At 68.6% G+C, this 16377-nt stretch carries 13 protein-coding genes; 9 read left to right on the plus strand and 4 right to left on the minus strand.

All coding sequences use genetic code 11. The features are described 5' to 3' along the window. Positions 1-23 precede the first annotated feature (23 nt). The 3 genes from ACFYO0_RS26630 to ACFYO0_RS26640 form a co-directional block, all read right to left on the minus strand. Positions 24-2522, minus strand: coding sequence for a SpoIIE family protein phosphatase (locus tag ACFYO0_RS26630; protein WP_388680714.1), 2499 nt, complete (start codon positions 2520-2522; stop codon positions 24-26). A gap of 214 nt (positions 2523-2736) precedes the next feature. Continuing rightward, positions 2737-3180: an SRPBCC family protein gene (locus ACFYO0_RS26635; RefSeq protein ID WP_388680717.1), complete on the minus strand. Its 444-nt coding sequence runs from the start codon at positions 3178-3180 to the stop codon at positions 2737-2739. Positions 3181-3311: 131 nt separating this feature from the next. Continuing rightward, positions 3312-3701, minus strand: a complete 390-nt coding sequence (locus ACFYO0_RS26640; RefSeq protein WP_388680720.1) for a VOC family protein — start codon at positions 3699-3701, stop codon at positions 3312-3314. Positions 3702-3892: 191 nt separating this feature from the next. On the opposite strand from ACFYO0_RS26640, the gene ACFYO0_RS26645 reads away from it, so the two are divergent. From ACFYO0_RS26645 to ACFYO0_RS26660, 4 genes are all read left to right on the plus strand, one after another. Continuing rightward, a complete protein-coding gene (locus ACFYO0_RS26645) occupies positions 3893-4930 on the plus strand; it encodes an Rv2578c family radical SAM protein (RefSeq protein ID WP_388680722.1) in 1038 nt (345 codons plus the stop codon). Positions 4931-5100: 170 nt separating this feature from the next. Further along, the gene (locus ACFYO0_RS26650; RefSeq protein ID WP_388680725.1) at positions 5101-6690 is read left to right on the plus strand and encodes an alpha/beta hydrolase; all 1590 of its coding nucleotides are present in this window, start codon (positions 5101-5103) and stop codon (positions 6688-6690) included. A 73-nt stretch (positions 6691-6763) separates the two neighbouring features. Beyond that, positions 6764-7162, plus strand: a complete 399-nt coding sequence (locus ACFYO0_RS26655; protein ID WP_388680728.1) for a RidA family protein — start codon at positions 6764-6766, stop codon at positions 7160-7162. A gap of 14 nt (positions 7163-7176) precedes the next feature. Next, on the plus strand, positions 7177-7683 hold the full coding sequence (locus ACFYO0_RS26660; RefSeq protein ID WP_388681010.1) for a GNAT family N-acetyltransferase: 507 nt from the start codon (positions 7177-7179) through the stop codon (positions 7681-7683). Between the two features lie 177 nt (positions 7684-7860). On the opposite strand, the gene ACFYO0_RS26665 is transcribed toward ACFYO0_RS26660, so the two are convergent. Then, a complete protein-coding gene (locus ACFYO0_RS26665) occupies positions 7861-8451 on the minus strand; it encodes an adenylosuccinate lyase (protein ID WP_388680730.1) in 591 nt (196 codons plus the stop codon). Between the two features lie 367 nt (positions 8452-8818). Here ACFYO0_RS26665 and ACFYO0_RS26670 point away from each other — a divergent pair, with 367 nt between their 5' ends. From ACFYO0_RS26670 to ACFYO0_RS26690, 5 genes are all read left to right on the plus strand, one after another. Then, entirely contained in the window at positions 8819-10624 is a 1806-nt protein-coding gene (locus tag ACFYO0_RS26670; RefSeq protein WP_388680733.1) for a 3-hydroxyacyl-CoA dehydrogenase family protein, read from the plus strand. A 139-nt stretch (positions 10625-10763) separates the two neighbouring features. Continuing rightward, complete coding sequence (locus tag ACFYO0_RS26675; RefSeq protein ID WP_388680735.1) at positions 10764-11576, plus strand: TetR family transcriptional regulator; 813 nt, start codon at positions 10764-10766, stop codon at positions 11574-11576. 419 nt (positions 11577-11995) lie between these two features. Next, the gene (ccrA, locus tag ACFYO0_RS26680; RefSeq protein WP_388680739.1) at positions 11996-13333 is read left to right on the plus strand and encodes a crotonyl-CoA carboxylase/reductase; all 1338 of its coding nucleotides are present in this window, start codon (positions 11996-11998) and stop codon (positions 13331-13333) included. A 9-nt stretch (positions 13334-13342) separates the two neighbouring features. Next, the gene (locus tag ACFYO0_RS26685) at positions 13343-15406 is read left to right on the plus strand and encodes a protein meaA (RefSeq protein WP_388680741.1); all 2064 of its coding nucleotides are present in this window, start codon (positions 13343-13345) and stop codon (positions 15404-15406) included. Then, the gene (locus tag ACFYO0_RS26690; RefSeq protein ID WP_388680744.1) at positions 15403-16377 is read left to right on the plus strand and encodes an HpcH/HpaI aldolase/citrate lyase family protein; all 975 of its coding nucleotides are present in this window, start codon (positions 15403-15405) and stop codon (positions 16375-16377) included. Before ACFYO0_RS26685 ends, ACFYO0_RS26690 begins: the two co-directional genes overlap by 4 nt.

Here is a 16377-nt window from a genome sequence, read left to right on the forward strand (position 1 = left end):
ACGCCGCCGCGCGCCCCCCTCGGCTAACGACGAGGCAACGTCATCTCGAACCACACGGTCTTGCCGGAAGCCGTGCGGCTGGTGCCCCACTCGCGGGCCAGCCTGCTGACCACACGCAAGCCGCGGCCGAACTCGTCATACGGCCCCGCACTGAGCATCGTGGGCAACGTGGGATCGCCGTCATCCACCTCGCACAGCAACATGTCCCCACGAACAACCCGCAGCTCGATCCGTCGGCTCCGGGCATGCCGTACGGCATTGGTGACGAGCTCGCCGACCATCAACTCAGCTTGATCGGCAAGCGAGTTGAGCCCCCACTCATGGAGCTGTTCACGAACCACGTCTCGCGCACGACTCACCTCGATCGGCTCAGCCGCGAGCCTCCACGTAGCGACGTCCTCAGGCGCGATGCCCCCGAGCCGAGCCATCAGCAACGCCACATCGTCCTTGCGCCCGCCGCGCCCCGCTTTCGAGAACGTCTCGGCAAGGGACCGGATGATGGTGTCGCAGGCGTCGTCCATGGACGCCGCCGGATGCGCGGCGGACTCGCACAGCGTGGCGAGCCCGACGCCGATGTCCTCGCCGCGCACCTCCACCAGTCCATCCGTGCACATCACAAGCCGGTCGCCGGGCGACACCCGCACCCGTACAGTCTCGAAAGGCACTCCGCCGACCCCGATGGGTGCCCCCGTCGGCAGGTCGAGCAGTTCGCTGCGGCCGTCCTCGGCTCGCACCAACACGGGTGGAATATGGCCCGCGTTGGCGATCTGGAGCTCGTTGGCGATCGGGTCGTACACCGCGTACAGACAGGTCGCGAGATAGTGCTCACCGAGCCGCTGCGCCAAGTCGTCGAGGTTTCGAAGGAGTTGGGCGGGCGGCAGGTCGAGGCCTGCCATGGTCTGTACGGCGGTGCGCAACTGGCCCATCATCGCAGCCGAGTTGAGCCCGTGCCCCATCACATCGCCGACGACCAGCGCGGTCCGTGAGCCAGGCAGCTTCACCGAGTCGAACCAGTCGCCGCCGACCCGCCCCAGCAACGTACCCGGCAGATAGCGGGTGGCGATGTCGCATCCCGACATACGGGGCGCGATATGCGGCAGCATGCTGTCCTGGAGGGTCTCGGCGACACTCTCCTGGTACGTGTACATGCGGGCGTTGTCGAGCACGAGCCCGGCGCGGGCGGCGAGTTCGGCACCCGTCACCCGGTCCATGTCGTTGAACTCGACGCGCTCCGGGTGGCGCAGCAGGATCATGAACCCGAGGACCACATTGCGGGCCTTGAGCGGGACGACCAGCATGGAGCGGCCAGTGATGAGGGGCCGGATGTCGCGCTTCTCGAACTGCGCGGCGATCATGTGGCCCATCTGCTCGCTGATGTGCGGCACGAGAACGGGTTCGCCGGTGGTCATGCACTGGAAGAACGGCGTGTGCGCCGGGAACGGCATGGCTTCGCCGACCGGTACGACATCGTCCCAGCGGCCCGGCTCGTCGGTGTGCTCCACGGCGACTCGGTGCCACATGGTGGTCGTGTCGGGCACGCCGTCGGGGAAGCCCTCACCGGCGACGACCTGTTCACGCAGGTACGTCCCGGCGACGTCGGTGAACCGCGGCACCACGGCCTTGCTGACCTCGATGATGGTGCGGGACAGGTCGAGCGAGCTGCCGATGCGCCCGCTGACCTCGTTCAGGAACTCCAGACGCTCACGCACCGCGGCGTACTCGAGGTCCTCCACGTCGTCCTCGTGGTCCGCGGGCAGGGGCCCACCGGACGCCGCCGCCCGGGCCGCACGCTCCTGGCGTGCCTTCCGCTCGATGCGCCGCGGCACACCCCAGTCGGGGGTGACGGGCACCCGTTCGTTCTGGCTGAACTCCAGGACGGGATAGCCCAGTTCGAGAACCTGTCCGACGATGCGGGCGCTCTCGCCGACACTCATGCTGGGCAGGATCTCGGGCAGTCGGCGGGCGAGGTCTTCGGCGCCGGGGAAGTCGGTGTGCAGCGCGAAGCCGGGCGCGATGCGCTCGACGGGCTCGCTCGCCCCCGTGTCATCGGCGGCGTCGTCGCGGCGCGTCCCGTCCGCGTCGGCGGCCAGCACGAGCAGCCGTTCCCGGCCGGGGCCCACCAGGGGATACGCCCACCACAGTACGTCGACGCGGCCCCGGTCGGAGCCCTGCACCGAGAGCCGGGCGCGGCCCGCCGCCGGATAGGACAGCCGCCCGTCGAGGGACGATTCGAGGTCGGGGCCGAGTCCGTCGTATGCGGCATACGCTCCGTACGGCGTGATCTCGTCGTCCTCGGTCAGGGCGCCGGACACGGGGAGCAGATCGACGGCGGGGCTGCCCACCGCTTCGTCCTTGGGGGTCCCGAACAGCCGCCGGGCACCCCGGCTCCAGTGGGAGACCAGCCCCTCACGGTCGACGACGACCACGGCCAGCGGAATGCGGCCGGCCGTGACACTCTCCACCACAGCGCCGTTCCCGGCTCCGCCGCTTGAAGCCGCGCCCCCATCGGTGCCACGGTCCATGGCCAAGGCCCCTTCTCCCCACGGTCCCGCAAGATCTGTGCCGCACCCACCACGGTACGGGTGCGTACGGTTGCCATGTGTGGCAACCCGGGAATTGCTCCGGCGTACGCGACGGAGCGCCACCGGCGGAGACATCGGGAACACCGCGACAGAGCACGTCAGTGCAGGGCGCATTCAACGCGCCCTGCACAGAGACCGCTTGGGCTTCTTTGGGCTACTTCTCGACCTCGGCGGCGAGCTTCGCGAGCACCGTGTCGTAGATCCGGCCGAGGCCCTTGGGCGCGAAGGTCTTCTCGAAGAAGCCCCCGATGCCGCCGGCGCCGTTCCACACGGTGGTCACGACGACGCGGGCCGCGCCTTCGCCGGCCGGGGTGACCCGCCAGGTGGTGACCATCGAGGAGTTGCGGTCCTTCTCGACGAGTTCGCCGTCGGTGGGCTCGCTCACCTCGAGCAGGCAGTCACGGATGCGCTTGCTGGTGGCCTGGAGCTTCCAATGCACGAGGGTGCCTTCGCCGTCACCGCCCTCGCGGACCTCGTACTCGCTGAAGTGCTCGGACAGGATCTTCCCGCGCGTGCCGCTGTAGTCGGCCAGGGCGTCGAAAACGTCGTCCGACTGAGCCGCTACGACTCGCTCCGTGGTGGCCTCGACCTGCGCCATTGGTTCCTCCAGCACTTGGAAACTCGGGGGTTCACGGTCAGCCAACCACCAGGCGGCCGAGCCGCCCAAATCGGGGGTCCCTCAAGGGGCGCAGAAAGGGCGGTGGAACCGGCGCGGTGTGCGGCCTCCGATCAGGGGCGGCGGCCCGCGAGGACGCAGAACTCGTTCCCCTCCGGGTCGGCAAGTGTCACCCAGCTCTCATCGCCGGTTTGGCCGACGTCGGCGTGTCGGGCCCCCAGGTCGAGCAGGCGACGGACCTCTTCGCCCTGCTCCCTGTCGGTGGGGTTGACGTCGATGTGGAGCCTGTTCTTGACGGTCTTGCCCTCGGGCACCTGCGCGAATGTCAACGTCGGTGGCACCGGTCCAAGACGGTCTTTGCCTTCGGGCACCGCGGGGGAGCCGATGATGACGATTCCGTCGTCTTCGTCCTGCACCTCGTAGTCAAGGACCGAGCACCAGAACCTGGCGAGACCGCGGGGATCGGCACAGTCGATCGCAAGCTCGGTGAACTTACTGGCCATGTCAGGACCTCCCAGTCAGGTAGCGGGTCCGCCGGCACCTGCCGTGACGGCTTGTCCTCTCACCCCGCCATCCTTCCCGACCGCCCAACTCACCACCCTGCTCAACCCCCTGCCGGAAAGTTTGACTCACTCCACGCACGATCAAGGGAACAAGTGTTCTATTCTGTGCTCAGTGCTACCGAGGAGGCCTCATGCGCTGGGAGAACCTCACAGTGGAATCCGGCGGCAATCCGCCGGAGAACCCCGCGCTGTTCGGCGCGGACGCGGTGACCACCCGCACCTTCGACACGCCGGAGTTCCGCGGGATCACCTTCCACGAGATCCGGGCCCGCTCGATCGTGAACCGGGTCCCGGGAGCCTCACGCATGCCCTTCGAGTGGACGGTCAACCCGTACCGCGGCTGCTCACACGCGTGTGTCTACTGCTTCGCCCGCAAGACCCACAGCTATCTGGACCTCGACACGGGCCTCGGCTTCGACAGCCAGATCGTGGTGAAGGTGAACGCACCGGAGCTGCTGCGCCGTCAGCTGGGCTCGCGACGCTGGCAGGGGGAGCACATCGCGATGGGCACGAACGTCGACTGCTACCAACGCGCCGAGGGCCGCTACCAGTTGATGCCCGGCATCATCGCCGCTCTGCGCGACCACGCGAACCCCTTCTCGATCCTGACGAAGGGCACCCTGATCCTGCGCGACCTCGACCTCCTGAAGCAGGCCGCCGCCGTCACCGAGGTCGGGATATCCGTCTCCGTGGGCTTCACCGACCACGAGCTGTGGCGGACCGTCGAACCGGGCACACCCGCCCCGGAACGGCGTCTGGACGTCGTGCGGACGCTCAACGAGAACGGCATCGGCTGTGGCGTACTGATGGCCCCGGTGATCCCCTTCCTGAGCGATCACCCCTCCCAACTGCGCGCCACCGTACGGGCGATCGCGGCTTCCGGAGCGACCTCGGTGACCCCGCTCGTGCTGCATCTGCGGCCGGGCGCGCGCGAGTGGTTCATGAGCTGGCTCGAGCACCATCACCCGCACCTGGTACGCCGTTACGAGCGGCTGTACGCGGAAGGCGCGTACGCCCCGAAGTGGTACCAGCGCCGGATCACCCGTCAGGTGCACGAATTGGCCCAGGAGTACGGCATCGGTCCCACACGCGCGGGGATGCCTCGCCGGATTCCCCGACCGGAGCCGGAGCCGGCCGTACCGGGGCCTACTCAACTCACTCTGCTCTGACGAACGTTTCCCTGCTCCGACCAGCGCCTTTGCCTGGCATCCGGCGGCATCGCGCTGCCCAATAGGGTCAACTCTTCGCAGAACCTGTCCTTCCTGAGGGTCATTTCCGGGACGATGCGGGGCGGGCCGTGATGTGCACGGTTCAAATTCCTCCGTCCTGGGAGGCCTTGATGAAGAAAAGAGCAACCGCTCTGTGCGGTGCCGCCGCCGTGCTGGCCGGGTTGATGACCGCGGTTCCGGCCGACGCGAACGCGGGCGCCGCGACCACACCGCACTCCAACCAGTCCGCCCCCGCGGCAAAGCTCACCTGGAAGAAGTGCGGCACCGAGGACTATCCGACGCTCCAGTGCGCGTCCCTCAAAGTGCCGCTCGACCACTCGAACCCGTACAGCGAACGCATCACGCTCGCGCTGTCGCGGATCCCCCACACCTCGAAGACGTACCAGGGACCACTTCTCGTCAACCCGGGCGGTCCCGGCGGCAGCGGTCTCACGCTCGCCGGGTTCGTCGCGTCCTCGCTGCCGAAGGAGGTGGCGGCGCAGTACGACGTCGTCGGCTTCGACCCGCGCGGCGTCGGCGCCAGCAAGCCCGCGCTGGACTGCCGGCCTGGTCACTTCGCGCCGGTACGCCCCGACTCCGTACCGAGCACGCCTGCCCTGGAGAAGGCCAACCTCGCCCGGGTGCAGGCCTTCGCCGAGGAGTGCGGCGAGAAGTACGCGGACGTGCTGCCCTACATCGACACGGTGAGCGCGGTCCGGGACATGGACGCCATCCGGCAGGCACTCGGCGCCAAGAAGATCAACTACTTCGGCTACTCGTACGGCACCTACCTGGGCGCCGTGTACGCCAAGCTCTACCCGGAGCGTGTGCGGCGGCTGGTGCTCGACTCCATCGTCGACCCCACCGGTGTCTGGTACGACGACAACATCGATCAGGACTACGCCTTCGACAGCCGCCACAAGGCCTTCATGGCATGGGTCGCCAAGTACAACGCGACCTACAAGCTCGGCACCGATCCGGCGAAGATCGAGGCCAAGTGGTACGCGATGAGGGCGGCGTTGGCGAAGGAGCCCGCGGACGACACGGTGGGCGCGGCCGAACTGGAGGACACCTTCCTCCCCGGCGGCTACTACAACGGCTACTGGCCTTACCTCGCCGAGGCGTTCGCAGCCTACGTGAACGACGAGAACGACGACCCGCTGGTCGAGGCGTACCAGAACTTCGCCGCCGTCGACGCGGCGGGCGACAACGGCTACAGCATCTACGCCGCCGTGGAGTGCCGTGACGCGCCCTGGCCGCGCGACTGGAACCAGTGGCGCCACGACAACTGGAAGGTGCACAAGAAGGCGCCGTTCATGACCTGGAGCAACGCCTGGTACAACGCACCGTGCGCGTTCTGGCCGACGGATTCACTCGACCCGGTCGACGTCGCCAACGACTCGCTGCCGCCGGCGCTGCTGTTCCAGGCGACCGACGACGCGGCCACCCCGTACGAGGGCGGTGTCACGGTCCATCACCTGCTGCGCGGCTCCAGCCTGGTCGTCGAGCAGGGCGGCGGAAACCACGGCATCACGCTGTCCGGGAACACGTGCCTGGACCAGCACTTGGCAACGTACCTGTCCACCGGCAAGGTTCCGCGCAGCGACGGCGAGGCCGACGCGGTGTGCGAGACGCTGCCGGATCCCGAGCCGCTGACCGCACAGGAGGCCTCGGCTTCGCGCGGCGCGACACTGCACGGCATGCTCGGATTCCGAGGCTGAGCCTCGGTATGTGATCCGTGAGCAGCGGCTGCCCGTCGGGGGCATTGTCAGTGCCATGGTCCACGATGGACGCATGACCGAACTGACGCGCATTCCCGCCCCCGACGGGGTCGCCCCCGCCACCGGATACACCCATGTCGTCCTGGGCACCGGCCGCTTCGTGGCGATCTCGGGCCAGGTGGCACTGGACGAAAACGGCAAGCTGGTCGGCGAGAACGACCCCGCGTCCCAGGCCCGCCAGACATTCGAGAACCTCCGCCGCTGCCTGGCCGCCGCCGGGGCAACGTTCGACGACGTGATCAAACTGACCTACTACGTCACGGACATGGCCCACATCCCGGCCGTCCGCGCGGCCCGCGACGCCTGCGTATCCCCCGACCGCCTCCCTGCGTCCACGGCCGTGCAGGTCGCCGGCCTGGTACGCCCCGAGTTCCTGATGGAGATCGAGGCGTACGCGATACTTCCCGAGTGATCCACATCCGCGAAATGTCCCTCGCCGACTGCGAGCGCGTGGCCGAGATCCGGATACGCGGCTGGCAGAGCGCCTACGCGGGCCTGATACCCCAGTCCTACCTCGACGGACTCGACGTTACGGCCGAGGTATCGCGCCGCCGGGCCCACTTCGAGCAGGCCGGCGAGGGCGTGGTGAACCTGGTAGCGGAGTGGGACGGCGAGGTGGTCGGCTGGGCGTGTCACGGTCCCTGTCGGGACAGTGAAGTCCCCACGGAGGACGCCGAGTTGTACGCGATCTATGTGCACCCCGACCGGCTCTCCCAGGGCGTGGGCCACGCTCTGCTACGGGAGTCCAAGGCCCGGTGCACCGACGCAGGCCACGACCGGATGCTGCTGTGGGTACTCAAGGAGAACGCTCGCGCCCGCCGCTTCTACGAGCGCGCCGGCTTCACTCCGGACGGCACGGAGGAGTCCTGGGACGTGACGGGCGTCTCGGTACCCGAGGTGAGATACGCCGGACCGTCGACAGTAGCCCCGTAAGGGGCGCGGGGCTGTATAGATCTGCGGCTCTGCCGCGTGGGCGTGTCAGCCACGACGCACCCGCAGTGCATGCAATCCGCCCACGCACCCCGAGCCTGCCGGGGACCGGGGCGGAGCCCCAGCGGACGGGAAGGGGTAGGGGCGGCGAGGGCGAAAACCCCGCCCAGCGCTACCGCGCTACCGAGGAGCCCGCTGAGCGGGCAACCGCTTGAGCGCCCCCGCAGCCGCCTGCGCCAGCGAAGGATGCGCAAGCGCCTCGTTCAAGATGGCACGCGCGCGCTCGTCCCCCAGCGCACCCAGCCCCTCCACACAAGCAAGCGCAACCCTGCGATACGGATCATGCGGCCGAAACCGCCGCGCCAGCGTGGTAATCAGCGCAGGCACAGCCTCAGGGGCCCGCAGCTCCACCAACAACCGCACCGGATGAAGCGCATAAGCAACCCGCAGCTCATTGGTGGCAAGCGCAGCCGCCGCCCGGGCGGTACGCGGATCCCCAAGCCGCGCCAACGCATACGCAGCAGAAGCACACCGCTGCGGATCCCGATGATTGAGCAGCAGAACAAGCGTCTCAAAAGCCCGCCGATCCCCCACGAGCCCAAGCCGGAACGCCGCCAGCTCCCGTGCCCACAACGGCTGCTGGGGCGCGGTGAGCACACCGGCCAGCTCATCGAGATCACCGGTGGAGACCAGACGTTCGTATGCGAATGCCTCCCCAGCACCCGCCTCGAACCGTAAGCGCCCAGTGAGCGACCGCAGCTCTTCGTCCATGGCGCGAGCCTATCCGCGACGTACGTCACATAACCTCGGCTCGTCCGCACACTGGCGCGCTCGTTACCGGCGAGTTAAGCTCAATCGAGCGAGTTACCCACTCGCATACCTGCTTACGGCGGCCTGGTGACGCAGCCGCCGTGAGTGTCGGTCGGTTCGGTACTTCGAGTACCTCAGTACGACTCGGCTCCGGGACAGGGCCGGTCGGTCTTCACAGCCTCGCGGGCCTGCGTGTCCGGCCCGCGGAAGGCACCGGGCGTGTGCGCTTCGTAGCCCGGACCCACACCCGCACAACTCCCGCACCGTGTGCGCCGGTCGGCGTATCCAGATGCGTCCCTCAGTCGTCACTCATCCCTGGAGTCCCGTGATGGCCTCTCCCCTGTCCGACACCCCTCTGTCCCATCTGAAGACCGTCGCCGTGGTCGGCCTCGGCACGATGGGCACCGGCATCGCGGAGGTTCTCGCCCGGGCCGGCCGCGAGGTCATCGGCATCGACATCAGCGAGTCCGCCGCCGCCCGGGCCCACACCGCGCTCGAGGCCGCGACCGCCCGTGCCGTTCGGCGCGAGCGGCTCACCGAGCAGGAGCGCGAGGAACTCCTCGGCCGCTTCCGCACCTCCACCGATCTGCACGCGGCGGCAGACGCCGACCTGGTGATCGAGGTGGCCCCGGAGTCGTACGAGATCAAGCGGCAGATCTTCCGCGAGCTCGACGGCATCGTGCGCCCCGCGACGGTCCTGGCGACCGGCACCAACGCTCTCTCGGTCACCCGGCTCGCCGCCGACTCGGCCCGTCCCGAGCGTGTTCTCGGGCTGCACTTCTTCAACCCGGCGCCCGCGATGAAGCTGGTCGAGGTCGTCTCGTCCGTGCTGACCGCGCCCGGCGCCGTCACCGCCGTCACGGATCTCGCCCTCGAACTCGGCAAGGAGCCCGTCGCCGTCGGCGACCGCCCCGGCTTCGTCGCTGACGGTCTGCTGTTCGGCTACCTCAACCAGGCGGCCGCGATGTACGAGGCGAAGTACGCGAGCCGCGAGGACATCGACGCCGCGATGAGGCTGGGCTGCGGACTGCCCATGGGCCCGCTCGAGCTGCTCGACCTCATCGGCGTCGACACCGCGCGTACGGTCCTGGAGGCCATGTACGCCGCCTCCCACGACCGGCTGCACGCGCCCGCACCCGTCCTCAGGCAGCTCAGCGAGGCGGGCCTGACCGGCCGCAAGTCGGGTCGCGGCTTCTACACGTACGACGCTCCGGGCAGCGGGGCCATCGTGCGGGACGCGCTGACGCCGCTCTCCTCGGACCCCGAAATCCCTGGCCGCACCGTCCGCTCGGTCGGTGTCGCGGGCTCCGGCACCATGGCGTCCGGCATAGCCGAGGTCTTCGCGAAGGCCGGGTACGACGTCGTGCTCGCCGCGCGCACCGAGGAGAAGGCGCAGTCCGCCAAGGCCCGTATCGGCAAGTCGCTTTCGCGCTCTGTCGACAAGGGACGGATGACCGCCGAGGCCGCCGCCGAGACTCTGGAGCGGATCACTCCGGCGGGTTCGTACGACGCCTTCGCCGAGGTCGATCTGGCCCTGGAGGCCGTCGCCGAGGACCTGGAGATCAAGCAGCAGCTGTTCGCGGTGTTCGACAAGGTCTGCAAGCCGGGCGCGATCCTGGCCACCACGACCTCCTCGCTGCCCGTGGTCGCCTGCGCCCGCGCCACCTCGCGCCCGCAGGACGTGATCGGCATGCACTTCTTCAACCCGGCCCCGGCGATGAAGCTGGTCGAGGTCGTCCGGACCGTCCTGACCGCGGACGATGTGCACGCCACGGTCCGCGAGCTGTGCACGAAGATCAAGAAGCACCCGGTGGACTGCGGCGACCGTGCGGGCTTCATCGTGAACGCGCTGCTGTTCCCGTACCTGAACAACGCGATCAAGATGGTCCAGGAGCACTACGCCTCGCTCGACGACATCGACGCCGCGATGAAGCTCGGCGGCGGCTACCCGATGGGCCCCTTCGAGCTCCTCGACGTGGTCGGTCTCGATGTCTCACTGGCCATCGAGAAGGTCCTGCACCGCGAGTTCCGCGACCCGGGCCTTGCCCCGGCGCCGCTTCTCGAGCACCTGGTGGCCGCGGGCTGCCTCGGCCGTAAGACCGGCCGCGGCTTCCGCGAATATGCACGGCGCTGAGCGACGGCCCGGCGACTGGTTCACGGACCGCGCGGACTGGGGCGGACTGCTCGCCCCGGCCGGTGCCTCTCCCCCCGCCCAGGGCGGGGGGAGAGGGGATCTTGAGCGCCCCGCTCCCCGAATGCAGTACGTTCGGGGCATGTCCCAGCCGGTCAAGTCCTCCCGTACACCAGCCACGCCCGACGCTCCGGAGAGTGCCGCGGGCGGTCGCGCCGCCGCCCAACGGCTCAAGATGCGCCGCGAGCTGGCGGCCGCGGCCATGGAATTGTTCGCGACCAAGGGCTACGAGGCGACGACTGTCGACGAGATCGCCGCGGCGGCCGGGGTCGCCCGGCGCACCTTCTTCCGGCACTTCCGCTCCAAGGAAGAGGCGATCTTTCCCGATCACGACGACACCCTGATCCGGGCAGAGGCGGTGCTGAATGCCGCGCCGGCGCACGAGCATCCGCTCGACACCGTGTGCCGCGGCATCAAGGAAGTCATGAAGATGTACGCGGCCCAGCCGGAGATCTCGGTGTCGCGGTACAAGCTCACGCGTGAGGTGCCGACGCTGCGGGAGGCGGAGATCGCGTCCGTGGCGCGGTACGAGCGGCTGTTCACGCGCTATCTGCTGGGGCACTTCGACGAGCACGCGCACGACGACGACGCGAACGACGATCCGCTGCTCGCGGAGGTCGCTGCCTCGGCTGTGGTCACGGCGCACAACCATGTGCTGCGGCGGTGGCTGCGAGCCGGCGGGCAGGGCGACGTGGAGGCGCAGCTGGACCACGCGTTCGCCATCGTCCAGAAGACCTTCGGTACGGGAATCGGGGTGGGGCGTGAGACCGCGCCTCGCTCAACGGCGGCCTCGGTCGCCTCGCAGGGCGAGGTGCTGGTGACGGTGGCCAGGACGGACGCACCGCTCAACGAGGTCATGAAGACGATCGAGCAGGCGCTGCGGGAACGGTCGTAGAAAGGCCGTACAGCGGACGTAGGGACTTCGGCCGCGGCACCGCGGCCCCGCCGTTCACCTTCCACCGGACTGTTCGGGTGCGATTCGGGAGCGAGTTCTGATCGATCATCGCTCATCTGTTACGGGCGAATGACAGATGAGAGAAAGTTTTGGCACTGCGTGCCTTGCGACGTGACACGCGGTGCCATACGTTGGAGTAGTCCGGGCGGCCGGCGTGCAGAGCACCTTCGTACGCCGGCTGTCCCCGCAAGCCTTACGGCCTGCGCGCCCGGACGCCTGCGTCACAGGCAACCTTCCGCGCCACAAAGCGCTGCCAGCTCCACCTTCGCCGAACCGACGGCACGCCTCACATCAGCAGCAACCACCCCGACGTAACCCTCAAGCGCTCCCCGAGCGCTCGCTTCGCCGGAGGCAACACCGTGAAGGAAATCCTGGACGCGATTCAGTCGCCGGAGTCCACCTCCGCCGACTTCGCCGCACTGCCGCTGCCCGACTCGTACCGCGCGGTCACCGTGCACAAGGACGAGACGGAGATGTTCGCGGACCTCACCACCCGCGACAAGGACCCCCGCAAGTCGCTGCATCTGGACGAGGTGCCGGTGCCCGAACTCGGTCCCGGCGAGGCCCTGGTGGCCGTGATGGCCTCCTCGGTCAACTACAACTCGGTGTGGACCTCGATCTTCGAGCCGCTGGCCACCTTCGGCTTCCTGGAGCGGTACGGCAAGCTCTCGGAGCTCACCAAGCGCCATGACCTGCCGTACCACATCATCGGCTCCGACCTCGCGGGCGTCGTCCTGCGCACCGGCCCCGGCGTGAACGCCTGGCGGCCCGGTGACGAGGTCGTCGCGCACTGCCTGTCGGTCGAGCTGGAATCGTCCGACGGCCACAACGACACGATGCTCGACCCGGAGCAGCGCATCTGGGGCTTCGAGACGAACTTCGGCGGCCTCGCTGAGATCGCCCTCGTCAAGTCCAACCAGCTGATGCCGAAGCCGGACCACCTCAGCTGGGAGGAGGCCGCCGCTCCCGGCCTGGTCAACTCCACCGCGTACCGGCAGCTGGTGTCCCGCAACGGCGCCGACATGAAGCAGGGCGACAACGTCCTCATCTGGGGCGCGAGCGGCGGACTCGGCTCGTACGCCACGCAGTTCGCGCTCGCGGGCGGCGCCAACCCCATCTGCGTCGTGTCCTCCCCCACCAAGGCGGAGATCTGCCGCTCGATGGGCGCCGAGGCGATCATCGACCGCACCGCCGAGGACTACAAGTTCTGGAAGGACGAGCACCACCAGGACCCGCGCGAGTGGAAGCGCTTCGGCAAGCGCATCCGTGAGCTGACCGGCGGCGAGGACGTCGACATCGTCTTCGAGCACCCGGGCCGCGAGACCTTCGGCGCCAGCGTGTACGTCACCCGCAAGGGCGGCACGATCGTCACCTGTGCCTCGACCTCGGGCTACAACCACGAGTACGACAACCGCTACCTGTGGATGTCCCTGAAGCGCATCATCGGCTCGCACTTCGCCAACTACCGCGAGGCCTGGGAGGCCAACCGGCTCATCGCGAAGGGCAAGATCCACCCGACGCTCTCCAAGGTGTACTCACTGGAAGAGACCGGTCAGGCCGCGTACGACGTGCACCGCAACCTCCACCAAGGCAAGGTGGGCGTGCTGGCACTGGCGCCCCGCGAGGGCCTGGGCGTGCGCGACGAGGAGAAGCGCGCCAAGCACATCGACGCCATCAACCGCTTCCGGAACATCTGAGGTCCGTACATGAGTGAGCGTCAGACTGCGCCTGCGGCACAGGGCGCGCCGCCCGGGCCGCAGGCGCACAAAGAACGGGACCGGCCGTGGTTGATGCGGACCTACGCAGGTCACTCCACGGCCGAGGCGTCCAACGAGCTGTACCGGCGCAATCTCGCCAAGGGCCAGACCGGTCTTTCGGTCGCGTTCGACCTGCCGACGCAGACCGGCTACGACCCCGACCACATCCTCGCCCGCGGCGAGGTCGGCCGGGTCGGCGTCCCCGTCTCGCACGTCGGTGACATGCGCCGGCTGTTCCAGGACATCCCCCTGGAGCAGATGAACACCTCGATGACGATCAACGCCACGGCCATGTGGCTGCTGGCGCTCTACCAGGTCGTCGCGGAGGAGCACGGTGCGGACATCACCAAGCTCCAGGGGACGACACAGAACGACATCGTGAAGGAGTACCTGTCGCGGGGCACGCATGTGTTCCCGCCGGTGCCTTCGCTCCGTCTGACGACGGACATGATCGCGTACACGGTCAGCCACATCCCCAAGTGGAACCCGATCAACATCTGCAGCTACCACCTCCAGGAGGCCGGAGCCACTCCGGTCCAGGAGATCGCGTACGCGATGTCGACGGCCATCGCGGTACTGGACGCGGTCCGCGACTCGGGCCAGGTGCCGCAGGAGCGCATGGGTGACGTCGTCGCGCGCATCTCCTTCTTCGTGAACGCGGGTGTCCGCTTCGTCGAGGAGATGTGCAAGATGCGGGCGTTCGGCCGCATCTGGGACCGGATCACGCGCGAGCGGTACGGGATCGAGAACCCCAAGCACCGGCGCTTCCGGTACGGCGTCCAGGTCAACTCCCTCGGTCTGACCGAGGCCCAGCCGGAGAACAACGTCCAGCGGATCGTGCTCGAGATGCTGGCCGTGACGCTCTCGAAGGACGCACGCGCGCGTGCCGTGCAGCTCCCCGCCTGGAACGAGGCCTTGGGCCTCCCCCGCCCCTGGGACCAGCAGTGGTCGCTGCGCATGCAGCAGGTGCTCGCCTACGAGAGCGACCTGCTCGAGTACGAGGACATCTTCGAGGGCTCGCACGTCATCGAGGCGAAGGTCAGCAAGCTCGTCGAGGAGTCGCTCGCCGAGATCGACCACATCCAGGAGCTGGGCGGCGCGATGGCGGCCGTCGAGTCCGGTTACCTGAAGTCGCAGCTCGTCTCCTCGCATGCCGAGCGCAGGGCCCGTATCGAGTCCGGTCAAGAGAAGATCGTGGGCGTCAACGTCTTCGAGACGACCGAGCCGAACCCGCTGACGGCCGACCTGGACACGGCGATCCATACGGCCGACCCGACGGTCGAGGAACGCGTCGTACGGGCCCTGGGTGAATGGCGTGACGCACGCGATCACGCGCGCGCGGGAGCGGCGCTGGAGCGGCTGAAGGAGACAGCTGCCGGGACGGGCAGCCTGATGGAGGCCACCCTGGAGTGCGCCCGTGCGGGGGTCACCACCGGCGAGTGGGCGGGCGCCCTGCGGGAGGTGTTCGGCGAGTTCCGGGCACCCACCGGCGTCTCGTCGGCGCCCGTCGCGGTCGCCGCGCAGGAGGGCAGCGCGCTGGCGGAGGTGCGCCGCAGGGTCGACGTGACCGCCCGTGAAATGGGCGTCGGCAAACTGCGCTTCCTGGTGGGCAAGCCGGGCCTGGACGGGCATTCCAACGGCGCCGAGCAGATCGCCGTACGGGCCCGCGACGCCGGGTTCGAGGTGGTCTACCAGGGCATCCGGCTCACGCCCGAGGAGATCGTGGCCGCGGCCCTCGCCGAGGACGTGCACGCGGTCGGCCTGTCCATCCTGTCCGGCTCGCACGCGCAGCTCGTGCCGGATGTCCTGGAGCGGCTGCGTGTGGCAGGAGCCACAGACATCCCAGTGATCGCAGGTGGCATCATCCCGAACGGTGACGCCGATCAGCTGCGTGCCGCAGGAGTGGCCGCGGTCTTCACCCCGAAGGACTTCGACATCACCGGAATCATCGGCCGCATCGTCGACGAGATCCGGACCGCGAACAAGCTCGACCCCCTGGAGGTCCCCGCATGACCGCCCACCCGTCCACTGTCAACCGTCTCCGTCCGCGGCGCTCGTGCCTGGCCGTCCCCGGCTCGAACCCCCGCTTCCTGGAGAAGGCCCAGGGCCTCCCCGCGGACCAGGTCTTCCTGGACCTGGAGGACGCGTGCGCGCCGCTCGCCAAGCCCGAGGCGCGGCACACCATCGTCAAGTTCCTCAACGAGGGTGACTGGACGGGCAAGACGCGGGTGGTGCGCGTCAACGACTGGACGACGGAGTGGACATACCGCGATGTCGTGACGGTGGTCGAGGGGGCGGGTCCGAACCTCGACTGCATCATGCTGCCGAAGGTCCAGGACGCCCAGCAGATCGTGGCGCTGGACCTCCTGCTGACGCAGATCGAGAAGACGATGGGCTTCGAGGTCGGCAAGATCGGTATTGAGGCACAGATCGAGAACGCCAAGGGTCTCGTCAACGTTGACGAGATCGCCGCCGCCTCATCACGTGTTGAGACGATCATCTTCGGCCCGGCCGACTTCATGGCGTCGATCAACATGAAGTCGCTCGTCGTGGGCGAGCAGCCGCCGGGCTACCCGGCGGACGCGTACCACTACATCCTGATGCGCATCCTGATGGCGGCCCGTACGCACAACCTCCAGGCGATCGACGGCCCCTACCTCCAGATCCGCAACCAGGAGGGCTACCGCGAGGTCGCGCAGCGAGCCGCCGCGCTCGGCTTCGACGGCAAGTGGGTGCTGCACCCGGACCAGGTCGCCGCCGCCAACGAGATCTTCTCGCCCTCCCAGGAGGACTTCGACCACGCCGAGCTGATCCTGGACGCGTACGAGTACTACACGTCCGAGGCCGGCGGCAAGAAGGGCTCCGCGATGCTCGGCGACGAGATGATCGACGAGGCCAGCCGCAAGATGGCGCTCGTCATCTCGGGCAAGGGCCGGGCGGCCGGCATGACCCGTACGTCCAAGTTCGAGGCCCCGGAGGCGTAA

It is taken from the genome of Streptomyces sp. NPDC006365 (assembly GCF_042870755.1).
Taxonomy (GTDB): domain Bacteria; phylum Actinomycetota; class Actinomycetes; order Streptomycetales; family Streptomycetaceae; genus Streptomyces; species Streptomyces xiangluensis.

Coding starts and splice junctions, on each gene's coding strand:
- ACFYO0_RS26630 (WP_388680714.1), bottom strand. CDS start 2,522: ATGGACCGTGGCACCGATGGGGGCGCGGCTTCAAGCGGCGGAGCCGGG.
- ACFYO0_RS26635 (WP_388680717.1), bottom strand. CDS start 3,180: ATGGCGCAGGTCGAGGCCACCACGGAGCGAGTCGTAGCGGCTCAGTCG.
- ACFYO0_RS26640 (WP_388680720.1), bottom strand. CDS start 3,701: ATGGCCAGTAAGTTCACCGAGCTTGCGATCGACTGTGCCGATCCCCGC.
- ACFYO0_RS26645 (WP_388680722.1), top strand. CDS start 3,893: ATGCGCTGGGAGAACCTCACAGTGGAATCCGGCGGCAATCCGCCGGAG.
- ACFYO0_RS26650 (WP_388680725.1), top strand. CDS start 5,101: ATGAAGAAAAGAGCAACCGCTCTGTGCGGTGCCGCCGCCGTGCTGGCC.
- ACFYO0_RS26655 (WP_388680728.1), top strand. CDS start 6,764: ATGACCGAACTGACGCGCATTCCCGCCCCCGACGGGGTCGCCCCCGCC.
- ACFYO0_RS26660 (WP_388681010.1), top strand. CDS start 7,177: ATGTCCCTCGCCGACTGCGAGCGCGTGGCCGAGATCCGGATACGCGGC.
- ACFYO0_RS26665 (WP_388680730.1), bottom strand. CDS start 8,451: ATGGACGAAGAGCTGCGGTCGCTCACTGGGCGCTTACGGTTCGAGGCG.
- ACFYO0_RS26670 (WP_388680733.1), top strand. CDS start 8,819: ATGGCCTCTCCCCTGTCCGACACCCCTCTGTCCCATCTGAAGACCGTC.
- ACFYO0_RS26675 (WP_388680735.1), top strand. CDS start 10,764: ATGTCCCAGCCGGTCAAGTCCTCCCGTACACCAGCCACGCCCGACGCT.
- ACFYO0_RS26685 (WP_388680741.1), top strand. CDS start 13,343: ATGAGTGAGCGTCAGACTGCGCCTGCGGCACAGGGCGCGCCGCCCGGG.
- ACFYO0_RS26690 (WP_388680744.1), top strand. CDS start 15,403: ATGACCGCCCACCCGTCCACTGTCAACCGTCTCCGTCCGCGGCGCTCG.